Annotated in this window: 22 protein-coding genes and 1 pseudogene; 13 read left to right on the forward strand and 10 right to left on the reverse strand. The window is 39.2% G+C overall.

The window, feature by feature from the left end:
* Positions 1-69 precede the first annotated feature (69 nt).
* The 4 genes from BP549_RS11975 to BP549_RS11990 form a co-directional block, all read right to left on the reverse strand.
* On the reverse strand, positions 70-489 hold the full coding sequence (locus tag BP549_RS11975; RefSeq protein WP_292374970.1) for an ester cyclase: 420 nt from the start codon (positions 487-489) through the stop codon (positions 70-72).
* A gap of 77 nt (positions 490-566) precedes the next feature.
* The gene (locus BP549_RS11980) at positions 567-908 is read right to left on the reverse strand and encodes a CGGC domain-containing protein (RefSeq protein WP_292380909.1); all 342 of its coding nucleotides are present in this window, start codon (positions 906-908) and stop codon (positions 567-569) included.
* Positions 909-956: 48 nt separating this feature from the next.
* Entirely contained in the window at positions 957-1,298 is a 342-nt protein-coding gene (locus BP549_RS11985; protein WP_292380910.1) for a cupin domain-containing protein, read from the reverse strand.
* Between the two features lie 382 nt (positions 1,299-1,680).
* On the reverse strand, positions 1,681-2,340 hold the full coding sequence (locus BP549_RS11990) for an NAD(P)/FAD-dependent oxidoreductase (protein WP_292380912.1): 660 nt from the start codon (positions 2,338-2,340) through the stop codon (positions 1,681-1,683).
* 40 nt (positions 2,341-2,380) lie between these two features.
* On the opposite strand from BP549_RS11990, the gene BP549_RS11995 reads away from it, so the two are divergent.
* From BP549_RS11995 to BP549_RS12020, 6 genes are all read left to right on the forward strand, one after another.
* Positions 2,381-2,593 (forward strand): hypothetical protein, encoded by a 213-nt coding sequence (locus tag BP549_RS11995; RefSeq protein WP_292380914.1) that lies wholly within the window; start codon positions 2,381-2,383, stop codon positions 2,591-2,593.
* 214 nt (positions 2,594-2,807) lie between these two features.
* A complete protein-coding gene (locus tag BP549_RS12000) occupies positions 2,808-3,164 on the forward strand; it encodes a winged helix-turn-helix transcriptional regulator (RefSeq protein WP_292380915.1) in 357 nt (118 codons plus the stop codon).
* A gap of 266 nt (positions 3,165-3,430) precedes the next feature.
* Positions 3,431-4,486, forward strand: a complete 1,056-nt coding sequence (locus tag BP549_RS12005; protein ID WP_292380917.1) for a CoA-binding protein — start codon at positions 3,431-3,433, stop codon at positions 4,484-4,486.
* Between the two features lie 165 nt (positions 4,487-4,651).
* The gene (locus tag BP549_RS12010) at positions 4,652-4,822 is read left to right on the forward strand and encodes a hypothetical protein (protein WP_292374986.1); all 171 of its coding nucleotides are present in this window, start codon (positions 4,652-4,654) and stop codon (positions 4,820-4,822) included.
* A gap of 287 nt (positions 4,823-5,109) precedes the next feature.
* Complete coding sequence (locus BP549_RS12015) at positions 5,110-5,826, forward strand: class I SAM-dependent methyltransferase (RefSeq protein ID WP_292380918.1); 717 nt, start codon at positions 5,110-5,112, stop codon at positions 5,824-5,826.
* 411 nt (positions 5,827-6,237) lie between these two features.
* The gene (locus BP549_RS12020; protein ID WP_292380919.1) at positions 6,238-7,026 is read left to right on the forward strand and encodes a hypothetical protein; all 789 of its coding nucleotides are present in this window, start codon (positions 6,238-6,240) and stop codon (positions 7,024-7,026) included.
* A gap of 866 nt (positions 7,027-7,892) precedes the next feature.
* On the opposite strand, the gene BP549_RS12025 is transcribed toward BP549_RS12020, so the two are convergent.
* Both BP549_RS12025 and BP549_RS12030 read right to left on the reverse strand, forming a co-directional pair.
* On the reverse strand, positions 7,893-8,102 hold the full coding sequence (locus BP549_RS12025; protein WP_292374997.1) for a hypothetical protein: 210 nt from the start codon (positions 8,100-8,102) through the stop codon (positions 7,893-7,895).
* A gap of 84 nt (positions 8,103-8,186) precedes the next feature.
* Positions 8,187-9,959, reverse strand: a complete 1,773-nt coding sequence (locus BP549_RS12030; RefSeq protein WP_292380921.1) for a KUP/HAK/KT family potassium transporter — start codon at positions 9,957-9,959, stop codon at positions 8,187-8,189.
* A gap of 439 nt (positions 9,960-10,398) precedes the next feature.
* Between BP549_RS12030 and BP549_RS12035 the strand changes: the two are divergent.
* The 5 genes and pseudogenes from BP549_RS12035 to BP549_RS12055 all read left to right on the forward strand — a co-directional run.
* Positions 10,399-10,649, forward strand: a pseudogene (locus BP549_RS12035) (MATE family efflux transporter); the annotation flags it as partial.
* Between the two features lie 377 nt (positions 10,650-11,026).
* Positions 11,027-11,485: a MarR family winged helix-turn-helix transcriptional regulator gene (locus BP549_RS12040; RefSeq protein ID WP_292380923.1), complete on the forward strand. Its 459-nt coding sequence runs from the start codon at positions 11,027-11,029 to the stop codon at positions 11,483-11,485.
* A 24-nt stretch (positions 11,486-11,509) separates the two neighbouring features.
* The gene (locus BP549_RS12045; protein WP_292375005.1) at positions 11,510-11,842 is read left to right on the forward strand and encodes a TrmB family transcriptional regulator; all 333 of its coding nucleotides are present in this window, start codon (positions 11,510-11,512) and stop codon (positions 11,840-11,842) included.
* A 622-nt stretch (positions 11,843-12,464) separates the two neighbouring features.
* Positions 12,465-14,570, forward strand: a complete 2,106-nt coding sequence (locus BP549_RS12050) for a PGF-pre-PGF domain-containing protein (protein ID WP_292380924.1) — start codon at positions 12,465-12,467, stop codon at positions 14,568-14,570.
* Positions 14,571-15,139: 569 nt separating this feature from the next.
* The gene (locus BP549_RS12055; RefSeq protein WP_349682382.1) at positions 15,140-15,397 is read left to right on the forward strand and encodes a secondary thiamine-phosphate synthase enzyme YjbQ; all 258 of its coding nucleotides are present in this window, start codon (positions 15,140-15,142) and stop codon (positions 15,395-15,397) included.
* A 140-nt stretch (positions 15,398-15,537) separates the two neighbouring features.
* Here BP549_RS12055 and purF read toward each other — a convergent pair whose 3' ends face one another.
* The 3 genes from purF to BP549_RS12070 all read right to left on the reverse strand — a co-directional run bounded on the left by purF (position 15,538) and on the right by BP549_RS12070 (position 17,562).
* Positions 15,538-16,971: an amidophosphoribosyltransferase gene (gene purF / locus BP549_RS12060; protein ID WP_292375013.1), complete on the reverse strand. Its 1,434-nt coding sequence runs from the start codon at positions 16,969-16,971 to the stop codon at positions 15,538-15,540.
* 49 nt (positions 16,972-17,020) lie between these two features.
* Positions 17,021-17,191, reverse strand: coding sequence for a 50S ribosomal protein L37e (locus tag BP549_RS12065; protein ID WP_080942245.1), 171 nt, complete (start codon positions 17,189-17,191; stop codon positions 17,021-17,023).
* Between the two features lie 152 nt (positions 17,192-17,343).
* Positions 17,344-17,562: an LSm family protein gene (locus BP549_RS12070; RefSeq protein WP_011032293.1), complete on the reverse strand. Its 219-nt coding sequence runs from the start codon at positions 17,560-17,562 to the stop codon at positions 17,344-17,346.
* A 423-nt stretch (positions 17,563-17,985) separates the two neighbouring features.
* On the opposite strand from BP549_RS12070, the gene thiD reads away from it, so the two are divergent.
* Positions 17,986-19,332, forward strand: a complete 1,347-nt coding sequence (thiD, locus tag BP549_RS12075) for a bifunctional hydroxymethylpyrimidine kinase/phosphomethylpyrimidine kinase (protein WP_292380925.1) — start codon at positions 17,986-17,988, stop codon at positions 19,330-19,332.
* Between the two features lie 389 nt (positions 19,333-19,721).
* Entirely contained in the window at positions 19,722-21,020 is a 1,299-nt protein-coding gene (locus BP549_RS12080) for a TrpB-like pyridoxal phosphate-dependent enzyme (protein ID WP_292380926.1), read from the forward strand.
* A 547-nt stretch (positions 21,021-21,567) separates the two neighbouring features.
* Here BP549_RS12080 and BP549_RS12085 read toward each other — a convergent pair.
* Positions 21,568-21,975 carry a DUF1699 family protein gene (locus BP549_RS12085; protein WP_292375099.1) on the reverse strand — a complete coding sequence of 136 codons (408 nt, stop codon included), beginning with the start codon at positions 21,973-21,975 and terminating at the stop codon, positions 21,568-21,570.
* Positions 21,976-22,662 lie beyond the last annotated feature (687 nt).

The raw sequence follows: 22,662 nt of genomic DNA on the forward strand, positions 1-22,662 counted from the left end.
CTTTTCACCAAGGGCTTTTACATGAAGAATAAATTAAAGAGAATATGGTGCGCTTGATTGAGTTTAACCTTATCTCACAGCAGGGATGATCCCTAGCTGTTGCATCAGGCCAAGAAGGTTAGCTTCACCCCACAACTCAATAATTTTACCATCCTTAATGCGGAAAATCTCTATACCAGTCATGGTTATCGGCTTGCCTGTAGCTGGTAAATCCATGAAACTGCCTTTGTGTATTCCGCGAGCTGTGAAACGAGCAGCCACGGTATTACCCTCGGCAATCATATCCTCAACTGTAACATTAAGGTGCTCGAAAGCGGCCCTGCATGCAGTAATTACTTCATTAATTCCTTCGACTCCTGGAGAAGAAGGAAGAGGAACATGTATTGTAAAATCAGGTGACAGCAGTTCGTCGGCGGCACTCAGATTTCCTTTAGAAGGGCCTTCTTCAAAAAATCGTCGAACTATTGCTTTGTTTTCTTCTGTAGACATATTTCCCTCATTCGCATTTTTATCTGTCGGCTTTTGATGTCTTTCTTGCCTATAAGTATTATTATTAAGATCTGTACTCAGTGATGAGTGCCTTCCACAACCTTTATTCCTGCATCCCGAATCGTCTTTTTTATATATTCCAGGTTAGGGCATTTAGGATAAGTGTCTTCCATAAGCATACAGGAACTAAGATGTGCGGCATCCAATCTATACTTTTTGAGAATGTTTACCAGACGGTATACTCTCCTGCCAGAACAGCCTCCGCACGTGAAAAAGGCGATTATCTGAGTATTTTCGTCGTAACCCTCAAAATAGGACTTTCTTTCGTTAAAAGCCTTAAAGCAGCCTACACCCGGACAGGCCTCTGAGACTATATCGCAGCGCACGACCGCAATTTTTGTAGGTTTTGTTTCTTCCATTAATGACCCTCTTTTTGAACCGTTTTAATAACCGCTCTTATACTTGCTTTACTCAAGCATGCCTGTAGCCTCGGTTTGTCTTGGGGCCTTTACGACCAACACCCTGAAAATTCTGTCTCCCGGATTCAGAAGACGATGAGGAATCTTTGCAGGACTCTCGATCAGCATATCCTGGCTGACTTCCTGCTGTTCGTCGCCAATCTCAACAATACCTTTTCCCTCAAGAATGTAGAAAAAGACATCTGTGGGAGTGATGTGCTTCTTTAGGGCCTCCCCTGGCTTAAGCTCTATATGTACCGCCTGTGCGTGTTCGGTATTGTAGAGCATCCTGATGCTCACATTATGAGGGTTCGGCTTTTCAGGTGAGGATTTCATCTCAGTAACTTTCATATAATTCTCCCCTTTTGACCATAGTTTTTTACTTCTTAGTATTATGCCTTAACAGTATACCAACCGACCTTATATTAAATATTTTTGAAATACATCTTATGATTATTATTAGAACCAATCTTGTGTTAATGTTTTTGACCGTTTTTGATTACGTTTTATGTATTTACGAAATTCCATTCTGATATCCATCCCATATACGTCTGGTCGGTATAAATTTCTCTATTACTATCGAAGAGCGTTAGAATTTGATCCCTAAAACCCGTATTTATCTCGGGTTAAGAGTTTACAAGAGAAACATGATTAATGGGAGCATATCAGAAGGAATTCAACATTGTATAAGCTAATTTAAACATGTAGATATCACATGCAAACTTTCCTAGTTTTACAGGCCTATCTCGGATTTGAAACTCTCAATACCCATATCTTCAATAAACCTTCCAAGCCTCTTTTTCGTGCCAGAATTTTTATAGAAATTAACGATCCTCTCGATTGCCTCAAGAATTTCTTCTTCAGACAGTTCTTTTGCAACAACCTTAGCAAGTCTTGGAGTAGCAGCCGCAGAGCCTCCCACCATCAGAGTATATCCTTTGGCAGTGCCCATTACCCCTATATCTTTGATGGCAGGTTCAGAGCAGGAATTTGGACAGCCGGAAACAGCCATTTTTAGTTTTGAAGGCATCGGCATTCCGTGGTATTTTTCATCCAGTTTAAGACCAAGGCTTACTGCATCCTGTTTTCCCTGCTTACAGAAAGTCGTCCCAGGACAGAACTTCACACTCCTTACGCAAAGCCCTATAGCTGCACCGGGTTTCATATCAAGTTCAGCCCACACATTGTCAAGGTCTTCTTCTTTCAGGCCTACGATTGCAATCCTCTGGGCAGAAGTCATCTTGAGAGCAGCAGCCCCATACTTTTCTGCAACATCAGCGATTTTCCTGAGAGTTGTCGGATCCACAATTCCTCCGGCGAGGTGGGGGGCGATTGCATAGGTTTCACGGTCTCTCTGAACGATTGCACCTTTTTCCGGTAAGTTGTCTTTCATGTTTATCATTCGCTCCAAACTTTCAGTATTTTTTAGAGATTTGGATTCTGGCAGTCCTGGCAGTCCTGATAAAATCGTCCGAGTTCCGTCGCCCGAATTCCGCTTCGGGAGCACGGAGCCCTTTTCGCTTCGCTCAAGAGGGCTGAAAAAAGCTCAGGTTTCATCTCCCAAGTCCCTCCTGCACGATTCCCGTCTCGGGGGGACGGATCCGTTCCGCTCACTTCGTTCGCTCAAGCGGGATAATTCCAGATAAAGACATGAATTTCGCTTTGGCAGAGCGATGGACGTCACTTCAGACCCAGTTTTTCAGTCAGAGCTGCTTTCTTTTTGTTTTGCCAGATACAGGAAACTTTTACTGGGAATTAATACAAATTTGTATTATAAAATACATTTTATAATAGTATGCTTTTGATACCAGTATATTAGAGATACTAATTTATATATCAGACAGTTTCTATGTTTATACTATGAAAGACTGCACAGTCTACAAGACCATGAATATCATCGGGAAAAGATGGACAATCCATATCCTTCTGGAGCTGCATAAGGGGGAAAAAAAGGAAAAACGCTTTAATGAGCTAAAAAGGAAACTTGGCTACATAACCCCGAAAATCCTCTCAGAGAGGCTTACAGAACTGGAAACGGAAGGCCTAATTGGAAAAAGGGTTGATAATTCAACAAATCCTCCAAAGTCCGAGTATTATCTGACCGAGAGCGGAGTAGATTTCGTGAAAATAATACAGGCAATTAAACGCTGGGGGTTGAAATGGAAATTCCAGAATGAAGAGTGTCAAAAGGCTATTTGCATGTACTGTGACCGCTGAATCGTATAAGGGAAAGAAAAAACCAAAATGGAAAATATAGAAGAAAAAGCAAATGCAAGGGGACTTCCATACTTATAGGTTTTTCCATGATTGTAGGGTTAAAGTTTTGTAGTCAATTTTTTCTTATCTGCCGGCATTTTTCAGATTTTTCTTGTTTTGGGATTTATGAAACCGAAGTTTATTATGTGTAGAGTTTATTATGTGTAAATACTTAAGTTCGAAGCTATAATCTGAATGTGATCTGCAGATTATTCGGACGGGCATAAATGATCACTGAGGGAAGTACTGACTTTTTCATCAAGCCTGAAAGCATAGCCCTGATAGGAGCCTCACCAGATCCCGAAAAGCTTTCCTATACAATCCTAGAAAGCCTCCTGAAAGCGGGATTTCAGGGAAAAATATATCCCGTAAATCCGAGCTACAAGGAAATCAGAGGGCTTAAATGTTATTCTGCTCCAAGTGAAATAGTGGATAAAATCGATATTGCGGTTTTTGCAGTTTCAGCTTCTACTGTTCTTGAAATCCTCAATGGCCCTGTGGAAAATATAAAAGGATCAATAATTATCAGCTCCGGTTTTCGGGAAATTGGACCTGAAGGAAAGAAAATGGAGATTCTCCTGAAAGAAGTTTTAGAGATGAAAGGAATCCGGGCTATGGGGCCGAATTGCCTTGGGATTTACAACACGGCCTCAAAAGTGGATACTTTTTTTATAAGCAGCGATAAGGTTGAAAGGCCTGCAAGAGGAAGGGTTTCAGTGCTTACCCAGAGCGGATCCTTTGCCGTTATGATTATGGATGAAATGACAAACGAGGGTTCAGGGGTTGCAAGGGTAGTAAGCTACGGAAATAGAGTAGGTGTGGATGAGAGCGACTGCCTTGAATTTCTGGCAGGAGACGAAGCAACAAAAGCAGTTGCTCTCTACATTGAGTCTGTAGGAAATGGACGCAGGTTCATTGCTGCTGCTTCCAGATGTGTGAAAAAGAAGCCTGTAGTAGCCCTCAAAGTCGGAAAAAGAGAGCCGGGCGCAAGAGCAGCAAGTTCTCATACAGGAGCTGTTAGCGGCAGGTATGAAGCTTATGAAGCTGCTTTCAGGAAAGCAGGTATAATAGAAGTTGCAAATTATGAAGAATTAAAAGATGCCTGCAAAGTCCTGAACAGTTATCCGCTGGTGAAAGGTAAAAGAGTTCTTATTATAACTGACGGAGGAGGAATCGGGATTTCCATCGCTGATGCATGTGAGGAGGCTGGACTCAGAGTTCCGGACCTCTCCAGAGAGTCTGTAAGCAAACTGAGAAAGAAATTTCCTGTTTTGCTTCTATAAGAAATCCTGTAGACCTGACAGGCAGTGTAAAGGATGAACACTACGTTAATGCTCTACAGGAGGCTTTTGGGGAAGAATACGATCTTGCAATAGTGAGCCTGCTCTGGGGTCCGCCTCTTCTTTCTAGAGGGGTTGCGGAAAAAATCAAAGCCTTTGTCAGTAACTGTGAAAAACCAATTCTCATCTGTTCCCCAGAAGGAAAAATTTAGCAGGGAAAGTGCTTCGGTTTTTACAGCCAGCGGAATGCCGGTCTTTTTTACTCCGGACAGCGTAGTCAGGGCTGCAGCGGTACTGTGCGGAGGGAAGAAATTAGTTGAGAACCATGATGGAATATAAAAGACTTTAACCCGCTAATACAGACAACATAGTATTCATTGAAAAATTAGTTCATCGTAAGAATCAGTATATCGAAAAATCAAGCATCAGTAGAGAAACTCCCGATAATAGATCGGGACTTATTTTCAGGACAAACGTTTCAATATCTAAATAAAATAATGTGATATTTGTAATAACAAACAGATTTTTTCATGTAAACTTCATAGAGATGCAATCATCGCTCATTTTCTCTATGTACAAGTATATCAATGAAATTAAAAAGACCGAGAAACGGGGGGACATTCAATATGGAAACAGCATTTAATAAACCGAAGTTTTCTTGGCAAGAATATTTCTCGGATAAAAAGAAAGGAGGCCACAGGTATTCTACAGAAGAGTTCCTTTTTAAAGAAGCTAGGGAAAAACTGTTTCATTTAAGAGGAGGCAGATCTCTTCTAGATTTCGGATGCGGTGCCGGGGAGCTTCTGATATATTATGTGCCAAATTATGAAAGGATAGTAGGGGCTGACTTTTCTTCTTCAATGCTTTTTGAAGCTGAAAAGAAAATGTGGCAGCAGAACTATAAAAATGTAGATTTAATCCTTGCCGATGACGAAACAATCTGGGAAAAGTTGAGTTTACCATTTGATCGGATCACTGCAACAGCAGTAGTACAGTATCTGACGCCTCAGCAGATAGATGCTTTTATACGTCATGCATCCGAATATCTCAATGAAGACGGAAAAATAGTCTTTTTTGATATAATTGATCCCAGATTGTATTCTTTATGGAAAATGGGATGGTTCTCACAGAATTTTAAACTTTGGAAGACTTTACCTAAAACTGGTTTTGGGCTCTTGCGGCAGACATCAGCTATTCTGAAAAACCGTCCTAGAGATATAATAGGGGATGCTTACAGCCCTTACTTTATTGAACAAATAGCCATAGACAATGGCTTCAAAATGGAATATGTAAAGTCGATGTATTATGAATACAGATATCACGCAATATTATCAAGAAACTAATGAAGCCTTCCCGGGTCATAACTCAAGTTTTAAGGAGAGAAACCCAAGATATCTATTAATTTTAATCGATTCAGCTATAAAGATATTCAATACCTTTTTAAGAATCTTTCTCTTCCAGATTCGTATTTATTAAATTTACTCATTTTGTATTTGGTTATATGTAAATGCTTATAATTCGCGAGGATTATATTTCCGCGAATTATAATACATCATGATCCTGATCATTTCAGTTTATAGAAGTAACCCGAAAGTAAATTAAACCAAAATACTCAATACACGCTGAAAACGTTGATCGAAATAAACTATTCTTTGTAGAAACAAACGTTGAAAATTTTGAAAAACATTTTTCAAAAAACTATTGTATATTTAATTCAATACCCCTAGAAGGAGGTATAAAAATTGAAAAAATGTTTGCCCATACTACTGATGTCGATCTTTATTTTTGGGGCTGTATTTTCAAGTGCTGTAAATGCATCATATAACCCAGTAGTAAGTGACACGGCATCAAAGATTTTAAAGGCTAACGAATCTGTCAATAAAGCGGTTAATCAATCTGTCAATAAATCCGTTAATCAATACGTCAATAACTCCCTATCAATGAATGAAACATCTACTACAAACCTAACTGAAACCACAGCAGAAGGTTCTGCGGCTGAACAGAAGGCCAGAGCGGACCCGACCGTGATACTTAGGCCGGTTAATGATGTTATAACCAAAAATGAAGATGGTCTTGTTGAACTTTATATTGATAATCCATCCCTTAATGATGTGACTCTAAACGTAGATGCAAGGATCAACGTACCCTCTGGAATCCATGTATATGGAAAGGATTTTGCTCAGACAGGTGCATCAGATACGGCTTACGGAACATTTTCCGTGCCCCCCGGAAGCACCCAGACAATCTCTATTGGTCTTAAGGGAGAAAAAATAGGTACTTTTACAGTACACTTCAGTGGTCTCTATTGGTCTGGAGATGATAAGGACAATTACAACCCGATTTCACTCAGTCATCCCTTTGTAGTCGAGGAAGTTTCAGCAAATCCCGAAAAGACTCCCAGCTCAAATGAGAGCGTAGATGTAGAAACCAAAAATAACAGAGAAGAAGAAACCGAAGAAGGGGGCTCAGGTAGTGCTCTCGGATTTGGAATATTGGTTGCAGGTATATGCCTGTTAGGAGTTTATGCTATTAAGAGGAAGTAAATAAGATTAAAAAGAATTTAAACGTAGCCTCAGGAAAAAATACATACATTTTTCCTATTTCTATGTTTTAATAATTAAGAAAAGTACTCTTAATCCAGAGAAGCCTCTTACTTAAGAAGGAAGTGTGGTTTATTATTTTAGAGAAGATACTGAAAACGCAGAAGATTATACGCTTAGCCTTCCTATACAGGTAGAAGAAAAATCGTACGCTATAGAAGAAAGCCTTCCAGGATTTAAACTGGCTAGCCTGATATTTGTATTAATAGCCGTATCAATTGTAAAAAGATATTAAATAATACGCCAAATAGCAATCAGGCTTTGTTATTCTGAGAATATAAAATAAAATTGTCTGTATGATAGGCAACTCGTAAGCGCTGAATCAGATCAGGTATTTAAGATGGATTGTGGATTCATGGATCAGGTAATCGGCTTCCTAAGAATCCAGCTTGCCTTCAGCTTCCTTGATCAACGATATAAGTAAATTTGCCTAATTTTGATAGCTGTTAAGTTGTTTCTTTTTTCAAGAACAGAGTATATTGTTGACTTTTGCTTTGAGAGCGGTTTTGGTCAAATTATCTGCACACTCAAGCTCATTCACAAAACTGCTTACAACAGAATATCCTGCATATCTAGACTTTGACTAGCCCTGCATGTTATGGAATTAGTGTAGCCGAGATTTACCAGAATCTTGCTCGCATTAGTGCTTCGACTTTCGGTCTTGCAATAGACAAGTATCTTTGCATTACAGTAACTTGTTAACTCACCCGTTCGATTTGCCAGTAAATTTTCAGGAGGTAAAACAGGTTCTCCGGGTGGATTCTTAAGGCTTGCTACGGTATCAATAATGCCACTTTATATATGCCTCTTTATATGAGCTGCATGAATTCGTCCGGGGTATGGACATCAAGAATGAAGATATTACCTTCTTCAACCATTTTCTTAGCATTATTCAAACTCACATTTGTGTATATATTCTCCTCGGCTGCTGCAGTACCGGGTGCGACTACAAAAAAGCAAAGAGAGTTACAGCAAGATACGGCAAGGTAAATATTATTTCTCCAATTCGGTCCCTCCATTTTGTTCAATTATCCTTGTTTAAAAATGAAAGGGTTTTGGGTTAATCGTCCGTTCTGGACAATTACCCAAACAGAGAAACTATTTTACATTTCATACCTTGTCATAACTCCATGTAATTCATCAGTAGGGAGTCTATAGAACTGGACAAACGAGGGGGACAATTTTTTAATTATGGAAAAGATTTTCCATATTAAATTAGTAGTGAATATATCTTCTACTCCATAAAATATTGTTTTTTCACTAATGCCCTGGTCTTTCAGGATTTGCTCGACATCAACAATTTCCATATATCCGGTCTTTATTTCAAATACTCTCAACCCTTTTGCCAGTTCTTTTGTGAACGAACTTTCTATTCCAAAAGGACTGTCGGACTTGATAATTGAAATAAAAATATTATTTTCGTAGATAATATTATTTTTAAACATTACATGGGAAATATACTGGGGAATGTTAGCTATATCTCGTGTAAAGAAGAGGGCAGTCCCAGTTATTTTATTTTGAGTAGCATATAGTTGCTTATATTTTTCAAGGAAGTTTTCAACCTTCATGAGCTTCATCAGTTCGTACAGCCTCTTTTGTCCGGAAGTGTATATAATTATAAGAGAGAAAATAAAAAGTGCTATGATAATGGACCAGTAACCTCCATGAGGTATTTTATAGCTATTTGAGAGAAGGAATACTATGTCAATAAACGTTATAAATAGCGAAATAAGGGCTTTGGATATATTTCTCCTGTGATAAAATATAGAAGTCATAAGTATTCCTGTAATAGACATAGTTCCTGTAACTGCCAGTCCATATGCAGCTGCTAATCTGCTTGATTCTTTGAATATAAGCATCATAAACAATACCGAAATGAGGAGTAACCAGTTTACGGTACTTATGTATATCTGCGACTTTAATATCCCGGAAGTATAATCGATCTTTAGCATTGGCATTGCTCGAGTCGTAATTCCCTGATATACTATAGAGAACATGCTACTTATCATAGCCTGAGAAGCGATAATTGTAGCCATAATGCTCAGGAGAAGGAATGGAATATAAAGTAGGGGTGCCTGCTGATTTACCATCTCATACAAAAAATTTGTAGAACCAGGATTTCGGAGAAGAAATGCGCCCTGCCCGAGATAATTAAAAACCAATGCTATAAATACGAATCTCCAGGCCTTTAAAATAGGCTCTCTTCCCAGGTGTCCCATATCAGCATATAAGGCTTCGCCTCCTGTAGCACACAAGATAACTTCCGATAGTACAAAAAATCCCATAATCCCATTGTCCAGAAGGAATCTAATAGCATAATAAGGATTGATGGCTTTAATCACTTCTGGCGTATAGAAAATAGAAGCAATACCTGCAGATCCCATGGCTGCAAACCATATAACCATTATAGGCCCAAAAACCCATGTAATTTTTTCAATTCCCTTGCTCTGAACTGTGAAAAGTGCTATTGCAATTAGGCCAGAAATAAGTACGATAGTGCCTTGGTTTATGTTTTCTAACTGAGGAACTATTCGCAGTCCCTCGACTGCGCTCAGAATACTTATTGCAGGAGTAATTACTCCGTCTCCCATGAGGAAAGACGTTCCTATATAAGCTAACAATGTGACTAGAGATACATTTCTACTCGACTTGAGGAGAGGAACGAGTATCTCTTTTAAGACTATTGTACCTCCTTCTCCTTTTTTACCCAGGCTCATTGCAAGCCAGGCATATTCCAGAGTTACAAGTATAATAAGTGTCCAAATAATTAAAGATAAAACTCCTATTATGTGAGAATATGTAGGTTTTGTGAGAAGAAAGATAACTGTCAGGGTATATATTGGACTTGTTCCGATATCTCCAAAAACAAGTCCCATAGAGTTCAGTACTCCTCTAAAATTGCTGTTAGACATAATAGATACTCTCTGTGTTTTATTAACAATTGGATGAATGCTTTCACAAAGGCTCTGAAATAATAGATACAATATATAATCTGCAAATTATATAAATTGCAATTTTTTGCGTTTAAAAAGAGGTAGAAACCCAAAAGGATTTATATAGCTTTTGACCCGTTATCAGGTCATGATTCTTATTTTAAGTTTATATCTCAACCTATTTTCGTATTTTTTACTTGTATCCATAAATTCTACTTATAAATATACGTTTCCCCACGATTAATTGCTTTTCTAGACTCCTTTTGAATAAAAAATAAAAATTATCTAGTAAGTAAGGAAATGTTAAAGGCAGAAGAGACTAGAAAGGAACAGACAGAAGATACTGGATTTTAAAGGCAATCGGAGAAAAACAGCTGGAGAAATGAATAAGGAAACATTAACCAGAAGCGAAAGGGTTGAGGAATATTCAGGAGAAAACAGGATCAAAAGAGAAGGAAGCCTTCAAGAAACTACAGAAGGAGTGAATATTCTCCTCGGAGACCCTAGGAAAGCTATTGTCAAGCTTTCAATTCCTATAATAGTCGCTATGCCCGTGCAGACCATATACAACCTTACTGGATACCTTCTGGGTTGCAGGCCTTGGAAGCTGATGCTCTGGCTGCTGTCGGATTTGACTGGGGACTTCTTGGTGTATGGTAGGGGCTTGTTGCGGGTACGGTTATAGGTTCGATAATTACTTTCATCTGGGCACAGTTGTACCTGAAATGTCTGATGGGAACAAATAAAAGTATAAAAAAGTGCTAATATTATTGACTACCAAATTTAAAGTCATAAAGTATAAATAGAAACTAATGATTTAGTAAGAAATCAAACAATTAGATTTATGAATAGTAAGATAATGGACAAAGTAGTTTAGAGGATAGAGCTAGGAATAATTAGGCTCCAAGTTCTTCACATATTTTCAACATAACTTTCGAAATTCAAAAAATTCTGGAAAAACGATTTCAGCTTGTAATTCGAATTCGGAAAAAGCCCTGACTGTGATACCAATGAAAGAAGAAAAGATAAAAGAAACAGTAAAACTCCAGTTTGAAATAATGAATCTGTTTCAAAAACACTTTGCAGAAATATTTCACAAATCAGGGGACAGCCCATATAGCCTGAATAAAAATCAGAATCGGGCAATTCTGATTATAGGAGCAATAGATAATATTATGCCTACAACCCTGGGAAAGTGTCTCGATCTTCAGAAAGGAAGCCTAACAAGCATGATCGATGCGCTGGAAAGAGAAGGGCTTGTCTATAGGAAAGGAGACCCTGATGACCGGAGAAAAACCCTTATTTCTCTCACCGAAAAGGGAAAAGCTTACAGGGAATGGTTCATGAAAGAGCTTGAACATAATGCCTACAAGATACTAAAAAAGTTAGATGAAGAAGATATTCTTGCATATAAGGAGAGCCTGCAAATAGTGTTTGCAACACTGAGGAAGCTCGATGACACCGCCTGAACAAAAAAGTGCTGGAGGGATGTAATGGATATCAAACTCATAAGCAAACTCAAGAAGCTGGGGTTTACAGAAAATGAGGCAAAAATTTATGTTGGACTCTTGAGTTTGAATGAAGCTACAGCAAGGGAAATCCATGAATTTACCCATGTGCCAAGACCGAAGATCTATTCCGTGCTGGAGAGAATGGAAAATAAAGGATATGTGAAAGTTAAAAAAGAAACTCCTGCCTGTTTCAGAATCATAGCTCCGGAGCAATTGATCGAAAGACTCAAAGCTGAATTCCTCCACTCTATTAATGAAACCTTAAAAGAACTTAATTCAACACAGAAGAGAAAATCTACGAAGTCTCTTTTTTAAAGCCTCAAAGACTCTTATATTACATTTTTTATAAAACCAATTATTGGCAGCCACATCACTTTGAAGAGGCTATCCCACAATTATTAATAATGGATAAATTCTTTTTTCAATCTAAAGGCTTTAACATTTTCTTGTTGTCATCTTCGTTTAATATCTGTTTATAAGTTCATCCCAAAAGCGACCTTATTTGCACATATATAAGAGTTCTAGAACTAGTTTCATGATCGAAAGATCAATCGGTTATTCAAAGTCAGAGATATAAGGACCTAATCCAGAGTTTTGGAATGAGCTTTATCGTAAATTTAAATATACAGGAATAAACTTCAGTAACGAAGTAACTTTATTTTAAGATAAAAAGATAGGGATAGTAAATATTATTTTTAATAAGGAATTGATATCTTGAAATAAAAACTTGGATATTTGGTTAGCATAGTACAAAATAAATACAACTTGATGATTATAAATGAGAAGTTAATATATTAAAAATTTCATAACTGAATTTTGGTATACGATCTAATTTAAACTAGATGTGGTCCAGAAGTAAAACTGAGCATTGAATTATTATAATTAACAAGTGAAGATGAAATAGTTATCTTAGTAAAAATATGGATATTGGGTAAAAATGAATAGAAACAAACAAAAATTAATAGCCATACTTCTTGTAGCTATCTTAATAGCATTTATACCCCTTGTATCAGCAGCTCCTGTAGGAACATCCGAATCCAAAGTAGTAGAAGCCGCAAAAAGCTGGATCGGAGTTAAATCAGTGCATGGCGGCAACAGCCGATCGGGCATTGATTGCTCTCACTTGGTATCTCAAGTATACAAGCAAGCTGGAGCCAAAGACATAGTTTTCCAAACTGTACCTAACATGAAAAAAAATCCCTATTATGTTACTACAACTTCTCCCACGCCTGGAGATCTAATTTTCTGGAAAAAAGATGTTGTTAAAAATGACAGAACTTACTGGCTTCTCAGCCATGTTGGAATATATATTGGGAACGGACAGTTTATAGACACAACTTTTGATACAAAAAAAGTTGCTATACAAAGTATTAGTGGTGTGTATCAAGAGGGAATGCCTTACTATGCAAGATGGAGCCCTGATGGAAGCAATAGTAACACTGGAAACGATGAAACTCCTAACAATAACGATTTAAAAGCACCAGTTGCTGCATTCTCTGCATCGCCAACCTCCGGAAAAGCCCCGTTAACTATTTCCCTTACTGATAAGAGTACAGATGCAACTTCCTGGTCATGGGATTTTGGAGACGGAAGTACTTCAGCAGAGAAGAACCCAACGCATATTTACTCTGCAGCAGGAAACTATAACGTTGTCCTGACAGTAAATAATGAAAAGGGCTCAAGTTCAAAGACTCAAAATATAATTGTTCAGAGTGAACCTATTCCAGAAAAAGTTCTTCCTGTAGCAAACTTTAATGCAAATACTGTAAGCGGCCCTGCTCCTCTTTCTGTGCAATTTACAGATATATCGCAAAACGGAAACGGATGGAACTGGAATTTTGGAGACGGGGCTACTTCAGCAGAGAAGAACCCAACGCATATTTACTCTGCAGCAGGAAACTATAACGTTGTTCTGACAGTAAATAATGAAAATGGATCGAGCTCGAAAACCCTAAATATAGCTGTGGAGGGAGAACCAAGTCAAGAAAAAGTTCTTCCTGTAGCGGACTTTGATGCAGATATCACTAGCGGCTCTGCTCCCCTTTCTGTGCAATTTACAGATCTCTCGCAGAATGCAAAAGAATGGAGCTGGAACTTTGGAGACGGAAATACTTCAAGCGAGCCGAATCCGCAGCATATATATTCCTCAGCAGGGAACTATGATGTTAATCTGACAGTTATTAATGAGAACGAAACCGCCTCAAAAATCAATACGATAATCGTACTGGAAGAGAGTAATTCCAGCGACAGTAACAATAACACCGACACTATCAGTAGTAGTGATAGTAACAGCGACAGCGGAAGTGGCGGCAGTAGAGGAGGACACAGCCACAAGAGCGGAGGTAGCAGTAGTGGCGGTGGCGGTGGTGGATCCCCTGAACCAGCAAAGAACGTCCAGGTAAAAGAGATTTTACAGAACTTTATTGCCAGTGGAAAGGATGTGAATTTTAATTTTACAAATAATGCAACCTGTGTTGAGTCGATAACGTTCAGGTCAACAAAAACCGTAGGAAAGACCACTACAATAGTAGAGGAACTGAAAAACAAGTCGAGCCTGGTTTCCGAGCTTCCTGAAGGTATCGTCTACAAATCATTCAATATATGGGTTGGAAACAGTGGTTATGGCACCTCAAAGAATATTGAGAGTCCAACTGTCGATTTTAAAGTCAATACCTCATGGGTAGATGAGAATAACATAAACAAGTCCTCAATTATACTTGACTGGTACGATGATGAGAAAAAAGAATGGGTGGAACTGCCAGTAAGTCTAACAGGTGAAGATGATCAGTTCTTGCATTTCACAGCAGACGTACCTGGCTACTCTTCCTTTGCAATAACAGGTGTAAAAGATGAAAACAATACAATAACTGCAGAACCTGCTAAAGCAGCCATAAATAATACTGAAGGCAGTAATGAAGGAAGTAATGCAAACACTATTGAAAATAAGATGACTGAAGAAAGTGAAAAGACTCCTGGATTCAGTATAATCAGTGGCATTGTATGCCTCTTGTGCATGTCCATATATGGGATAAAAAGAAGATAAAATAGTGTGAATTGTAGTAAGATAGTGAGGGTTATTGATCTAATCCGGCAATAGAGTATACTCTCCTTTATTGTCAGATTGGGAATTTCCCTCCTGATTATTATTTTCTTGATTTTTATTTTTGGATTACTACTTTCTGGATTACTACACCTTCCAGGATATCATTTTTCGGTATTAAATCCAGTTTACTGAAGATATTAAGCTAAAGAAATGTTTTTTAAGAAAAGAATTGTACCAATCAGTATAATCTATAAATTCGTCTATTGAATTTCGATTTTAACTGAAAATAAGGGTTTTTCTTTATTAGCTGAAAATAAGAATTTTAACGATTTTAATCTCCTCTAAATAACTAGTTATTATGCATAGGGTACAAGAGCCTGCATATACATAAAAATCTGAAGTAAAACCTGAAAAGCTTTAGAGGGAAAGACTTTGCAACTCAAAATTGAAACATCTAAACGTGTTGAGCTGGTAGATATCACTTCAGAAGTTCAGGAAGAAGTAAGGAAAAGCGAAATAGCTCAAGGCATTGCCTTATCAGCACACGACACACTACCGCAGGCATCATAATAAACGAAAACGAAGGTGGGCTAAAGGAGGATATTTTGGACCTATTAAATAAACTGGTACCTACCGGTGCAGGGTATAAGCACGACCGCATAGACGACAATGCAGACTCTCATTTAAGGACAGTACTGCTTGGAGCAAGCGAAGCCCTTCCCATTTTAGAAGGAAAGCTTGAGCTTGGGACCTGGCAGAGAATCTTTTTTGCCGAAATGGATGGACCTAGAAGCAGGACAGTCAATATTACGCTTTTAAGGGCTTAACACAGATAAAAATAACATAATAGCTACAGCGGATGAATAAACGTAGAACGGATAAAAACAAAGAAGAGATCAAGAAAAATAGTGAAAACTCAAAAAGAATAATAGAGAAAATTCCTTACAAATTGACTGAGAAAAGTCACTCAGGAACTTTCCGGGTTATTATTGAAATCGTCCAAACGTGTCTGCTTCCTTATGCAGTTTTCTCCTGGGATTTCCACAGGGTACTCACCTGTTAGGCAGCCAATGCACATGTCGTTCTTATCGCACCCCAGAGCCCGCATAAGCCCGTCAATACTTAGGTATCCGAGAGAATCCGCATTAATGAGGCTTTCAACCTCTTTTACGGTCTTATAAGAGGCAATAAGTTCCTGCCGGGTAGCCATATCTATACCCAGATAGCAGGGAGCGATAATTGCAGGACTTCCAACTCTTGCGTGAATTTCTGATGCGCCTGCCCTGCGAACCATATCTATAATCCGCCTTGAGGTTGTACCCCGGACAATGCTGTCGTCAACCAGAACAACACGTTTGCCTTTGACATTATCCTGGATGGCATTCATTTTGAGCCGGACTGCGGTTTCACGCAAATCCTGGCCAGGCAGGATAAATGTGCGCCCTATGTAACGGTTCTTCATCAGGCCTTCCAGATATTTAATACCTGATTCCCTGGCGTAGCCGATTGCGGAAGTAATCCCTGAGTCAGGAACAGGCGAAACAATATCAGCCTCGACCTGATGTTCTCTGGCGAGCTCCCTCCCGATGTTTTCCCGCACCTTATAGACCAGTTTTCCATCAATAATGGAATCTGGCCTTGCAAAGTAAATGAACTCAAAAACGCAATGTGCAGGATGAGGTTCGTTTCCTATCTGGTAGCTTTCAAAGCCCTCGCCTGTAAGGACTACTACTTCACCTGGACGCACATCCCTGATAAGAGTGCCATTAAGAGTATCCAGAGCTACACTCTCCGAGAAAACCGCGTATCCGCCATCGACTTCCCCGAAACAGAGAGGTTTGAATCCAAAAGGATCACGCACAGCATATAGAATGCCATCTATGTGGATTACCAGAGAATAAGAGCCTACAAGTTTGCGCATAACATTCCGGATTGATTCTACAGGCTCGTGCCTTATTAGCTCTTTTACAAGAAGGTGGCCGATAACTTCGGTATCAGAGTCGCTGATAAAGATACGTCCTTCGCACTCCAGTTCATCCTTGAGGTCTTTGGCATTAACTAAATTTCCGTTATGGGCAATTGCAACTGCTCCTCCTTTGAAATTCAGGACAAAGGGCTGGCAGTTTTCTATTCTTGATCCTCCGGTTGTTGAGTAGCGGACATGTCCTACTCCTACATTCCCGATCAAGCGTCCCAGAGAATCTTTATTATACACATCAGGAACAAGACCCATGCCTTTGATGGAATGAGAAGATGTACCATCATATACCATTATGCCAGTGGATTCTTGTCCTCTGTGCTGGAGGGCATACAAGGCGTAATACAGCTTGAACGCGACAGTATTGGATTGTGGCCTGTCACTTGGTAAAATTATGCCTGCAACGCCACATTCTTCTTTCAATTTTGACCTCCGATGCAGGTAAAAAATAGAGAAAGTGGAACAGACAGGTTTAATACTTGCACTTTGCCTGCCACTTGTAAGCTCTTATGCGAGATGTTTTTCCAAAACCACATGAAGTACACTGTTTTGTATGCACGTTAAAAGAAACACTTCCACAGCGTCTGCATTTGGCGTGTGTGCGTTTCTGCCTTTTTCCCATTGATGCAGTACCTTTACTCATTCCTAAATCTCCTGATAAAAATTAATTTGTTAGAGCAATATTCTATAATCTGAAGCGATACTATTATTCTGAATTTACTCTCTGCGGCCAGTCACAATAAGTCCTGTTGCTCACCGAGATTTAACGATAATAGATGAAGTGCTTGATATAGATTACGGAGATACGTATACCACGTTGTCACCGCGAATAACGACACTGCTGAACTTGCTTACAACTTCTCCTTCTCTTAGCTCTTCAGCATTGTCAAGCACGAGGTTCATGTGAATATCGTATCCTTTCAGCTCGCCTCTAAACTCGCGTGCGCCTTTCAATCTAACGATTACAGGTGTGTCTAATGCGTTGTTCAAAATATCCAGAGGTCGGTTTGCCATCCTTACAGTCCCCTTAAAACATTATAAATCAAGTCATTATCTATATCAATATAAATAGTTAATCCAGATTTAAATTAATCGCCGCGCTTAAATTTGATTATTTGCATCAAAGTCGTAAATACACTATATAAAGGTATCGAAGAAATATGTCATTTATTAAGTTTTCATGTAAAAAACACCCTGATGCTATCCAGAATTATATTAAAGAATTACCTGATATAGACAAGAATTCTCATCAGGACAGGAGCAAAACTCCAGGAGAAAATAAAATCTCATGTAAACCTGTTGAGAAGATTTTTTATAAATAATACATCAAAACCTTATAAAATCTTCCTAAAGGGTACAATAATAAATAAATTAATTTCATTTCCTGAAAAAAAGTTTCAGAAATGGTAAAAACGAACGAAAAAAAGAGAGAAGCACATGATAGAAAAATCATTAACAATAAAACCCCAGATTGTTATGACTATTGCAGGTTCGGATTCAGGGGGAGGAGCCGGAATTGCTGCGGATCTGAAGACTTTTGCTGCCCTTGGAGTGCACGGAACCTGCGCTATTACATCGATTACTGCACAGAACACTACCGGAGTCCTAGAGAGCTTTGACCTCACTCCTGAGGCTATAGCCAGCCAAATTGAAGCTGTCTGCACCGATATGGAGGTAAAGTGGGCAAAAACCGGCATGCTTGCCTCATCGGAAATCGTAAGGGAAGTTGCAAAAGAAGTGAGGAAACATGGGCTTTCCATTGTGCTGGACCCTGTTATGGCTGCCGAAGCCGGAGGAAACCTGCTGCGAAAAGAAGCTATTTCTGTCCTTATTGAAGAACTGCTGCCCTTGTGCAAGGTTACTACGCCAAATGCATTCGAGGCCGGCGACCTTGCTGGTATGGCTGTCAAAACCCCTGAGGATGCGAAAGTTGCAGCCAAGAAAATCGCGGATATAGGTGTAGAAGCCGTCATTGTTACAGGAGGACATCTGGACGCTACTGATCTGCTTTATGAAGCTACTTCTGATACTTTCACCCGTATTCCGGGCACTTTTGTTAAAGGAGGAACACACGGCTCGGGCTGCACTTACTCTGCGGCAGTGACTGCCTTTTTAGCCTCAGGAGAGAGCCTGGAATCGGCTGCTAGGAAAGCGAAGAAATTCGTTGAGCAGGCGATCCTGATGAGCCGGCCTGTAGGCAGGGGAGCAGGTCCTATAAACCAGCTTGGAGCGACTCTGGACGAAAAAGAGCGCTACCTGGTCTTAAGAGAATTAAAAGAAGCAGTTTCGATTCTAGAAAACAGCTTTGATTTTTCGAAACTTATCCCCGAAGTAGGCTGTAATATAGGAATGGCTATTCCCCAAGCTGACGGATACAAAGACGTTGCGGCTGTCGAAGGCAGGATAGTTAAGCACAAGGGGAGGGCAGTTTCTGTAGGCTGTGTAGATTTCGGGGCCAGCCGACATGTAGCAAGGATTATTCTTGCGTCCCTTCGTAAGAATCCGGAAATAAGGGCAGCAATTAACGTAAAATACTCCAGGGAAGCCCTTGCAGCCTGCAGAGAGATGAAACTTGGAATTTCCTCTTTTGACAGGGCTGAAGAACCGGAAAACACCAGTACAATGGACTGGGGTACAGTCGAAGCAATCAAAAAATACGGAAGCGTGCCGAAAGTCATCTATGATAAAGGGGGACCGGGAAAGGAACCAATGATACGCCTGCTGGGTGCAAGTGCGACTGAAGTGGCAAAACTTGCTGTGGAACTTGCAGAAAAGATAGATTAAAAATCCGACTAAAAATTAAAAGCTTCAGGTATATCTACATGCCATTTATCCACATGACATTTTAAAGCCGATTGAGCTTTTCTCAGAATTAAGCTCTTTCTTGGGATCAAGCTTTTAGTTCTGGTCGTTTTTACTTTTTGCTCTGTTTCTGAACGACTTCATTTTTTCAATTTATATTTATATTTATATTTATATTTATATTTATATTTATATTTATATTTATATTTATAGCCTTCCAGTTTCTGTTTTTTGATTAGTAACACTCCTTCAAACATTCCTCTTTTCCATAAAGTACATAAGTGAGATATAAATACCTTAACTGGAAAGTAAGTAACAATTAAATACATCGAAGTACGATTTTGTGCATACAATAAAGACGGAGAAAATCTATGGAACAGACCAAAATTATCCTTGATGAGAATGAGATGCCCAGGCAGTGGTATAATATCCTACCAGACTTATCTTCTCCTATCGAGCCTCCTCTTGATCCGAGGACCTGGGAGCCTATAAGCCCCGAGGCTCTTGAACCTATTTTCGCAAAAGGCCTTATCAAGCAGGAAATGAGTAGTGAAAGGTTTATTGATATCCCTGAGGAGATACTTGAGATTTACAAGCTCTGGAGACCTAGCCCGCTTTATAGAGCACACAGGCTGGAAAAGCTTCTCAAAACTCCTGCAAAGATATACTATAAAAATGAAGGGGTAAGCCCTGCTGGAAGTCATAAGACAAACACCTCGATTGCCCAGGCTTATTATAATATGAAAGAAGGAAACGAGAGACTCACAACCGAAACAGGTGCAGGACAGTGGGGAAGTGCATTAGCTCTTGCCTGCAACTACTTTGATCTTGAGTGTAAAGTCTATATGGTCCGTTCCAGCTATTACCAGAAACCTTATCGGAAGTCCCTCATGACAATCTGGGGAGGAAATGTTGTTCCCTCGCCAAGCTCGGATACGGAATTCGGGAGAAAAATTCAGAAGGAGCAGCCTGATACACCGGGAAGCCTCGGAATCGCAATCAGTGAAGCCGTAGAGGATGCAATCGCGCATGATAGCACGAAGTATTCCCTGGGAAGCGTCCTCAACCATGTTATGCTCCATCAGACAGTAATCGGGGCCGAATGTAAGAAACAGCTTGAACAGGTTGAAACCTACCCTGATATAGTTATAGGCTGCTGTGGAGGAGGAAGCAACCTTGCAGGAATATCCCTTGAGTTCATTAAAGACAGGCTTGAAGGAAAGAATAGTCCAAGAGTAATCGCAGTCGAACCCTCGGCTTGCCCGTCCCTTACCAAAGGTGAGTACAGGTATGATTTCGGAGACACTGCGGAAATGACCCCGTTGCTTAAAATGTACACCTTGGGCCACGAACATGTGCCTCCTGCCATCCATGCAGGCGGGCTCCGCTACCATGGAGACTCCCCAATCATAAGCAAACTCTGTGCTGAAGGGCTTATTGAAGCTGTTTCATATGATCAGTGCCCGGTATTTGATGCCGCTATACAGTTCGCACGGACCGAAGGCATAGTCCCTGCTCCGGAATCCTCTCACGCTATCCGCTGTGCAATCGACGAAGCTCTCAAATGCAAACAAACCGGAGAAGAAAAAACAATTCTCTTCAACCTCAGCGGGCACGGACATTTCGACATGAGCTCCTATGACAAGTATTTTAACAAGGAACTTACCTGAAATAACCGAAAAAATTAGAACTAAAAATCAAAGTAGAATTCAAACAGGATGCTTTAAAAGCATCCTAACAATCAAGAGAATCACAAATATTCCGATACTGTCACAGAAAAGAAAACTTAATCAAAACTGCGCTTATGCATCACCCATAGCCAAAGATAATAGGAAACTACCTAGAATACTTAAAAACGCCATAATAGTCCAGAAAAGACAGTCGAAGATCTCAAGGATATTTAAGAGCATTCAAGAATGTATTATTCGGATTAAATTTCAGAATGACAGTTCCAGATTTTCTCGCATAGAGATATATAGCAAGAAAATGGTATGAAAAAATCTGTTTTTCTTAAAAACTATCTTAATTTTCAAAAATTAAGAGTATCTTTCTAGATATCAATCCTTTTTGAATTTAGCTCCGCTCTGTATGTAAATCAGCTCTTTTGGGCGTAAGCAAAGCGGAAAGGAGTGGGATCCATCCTCCTGGGCGGAAATAGGGTGAAACAGGGCCCAGGCTGAATAGCCACAACTTTGCCGAGATGGAAATCAGGTGATTTTACTCTAAATCTCTCCTGCCCAGAATATAAGAAACCATTTGAGGATCAAGCTTGCTCTCCTGTGCCACTTCCTCAGCAATTTTTTCACCAGGAATGCCTTCAGCTTTCATACTTTTTATTTTTGAGATTACGGAAGAGGGGACAGTATAGTATTCGTTGATATCTTTCCTGTGCCCCCATACATCTCCTTCCAGAAGCTGGACCTTTTGCATTTCGAGAAACATCTCTATGGCTCTTGAAACTGTCCGTCTATATGATTTTGGAAGCTGAATTACCTCCAGTTTTGGACATGTCTCAACAAGCAGAAAAATATCTTTATTTGAAGGCCTGAATGCAAAGTGAACAACCTTTTCATTTGGATTTAGTGATAGAATTTCATTTCTTGAACTAATAACTCTTATTTTCATACAGATCCCCCGACCCAAAACTCATTAAAGAATCAATAAAATAAGTTACACGACTTTATTTAAATAATTTTCTATGTATACTCATTGGTTTTGTCCCGCTAATTTGAAAATATTTCAAAAAAAGTAAGTGGGAAAAGCAGAAACAAAAACGCTGAGAAAAAAAAGAGTTTTCATGTCTTAAATGTTTATAAATCAGTTATTGCAATCATACTAAATATAAAAATAATGTTATGTAACAATTTTAGAATTTTAGATCTAGAAAACAGAGAATAATCCAGGAAAAATAAAAAAATAAATCGAAGAATAAAAAACCAATGAGATTTGAGATAGGAATCAATGTATGAGAGGTAAATTGAAAAATAAAGCACAAATAGGAATCAAAGTATGAGAGGTAGATCGAAAAATAAAGCACAATTAGGAATCAAGGTGTGAGAAGTAGATTGAAAAATAAATTATAATAAAGTATAATAAAGAGCAAAGACCCTACCTTAACGAAAGTGAAGCATTGCTCTGGAAACTGCAAAAGCTCAGAGAGATTTAAGAAAAGTAAACATTAGATGGAAATTCCAATCCGGAATTCCATCTGAAAAGAAGGATTCATTCGCTATTCCTTCACAGAATACAGCCCGAAAAAAGGATCTGTCCTAGAAAAAGGATATATCCTGAAATGCATCCTAGAAAGATGGC

Origin of the sequence: Methanosarcina sp. UBA289 (assembly GCA_002496565.1) — an archaeon.
Lineage (GTDB): Archaea > Halobacteriota > Methanosarcinia > Methanosarcinales > Methanosarcinaceae > Methanosarcina.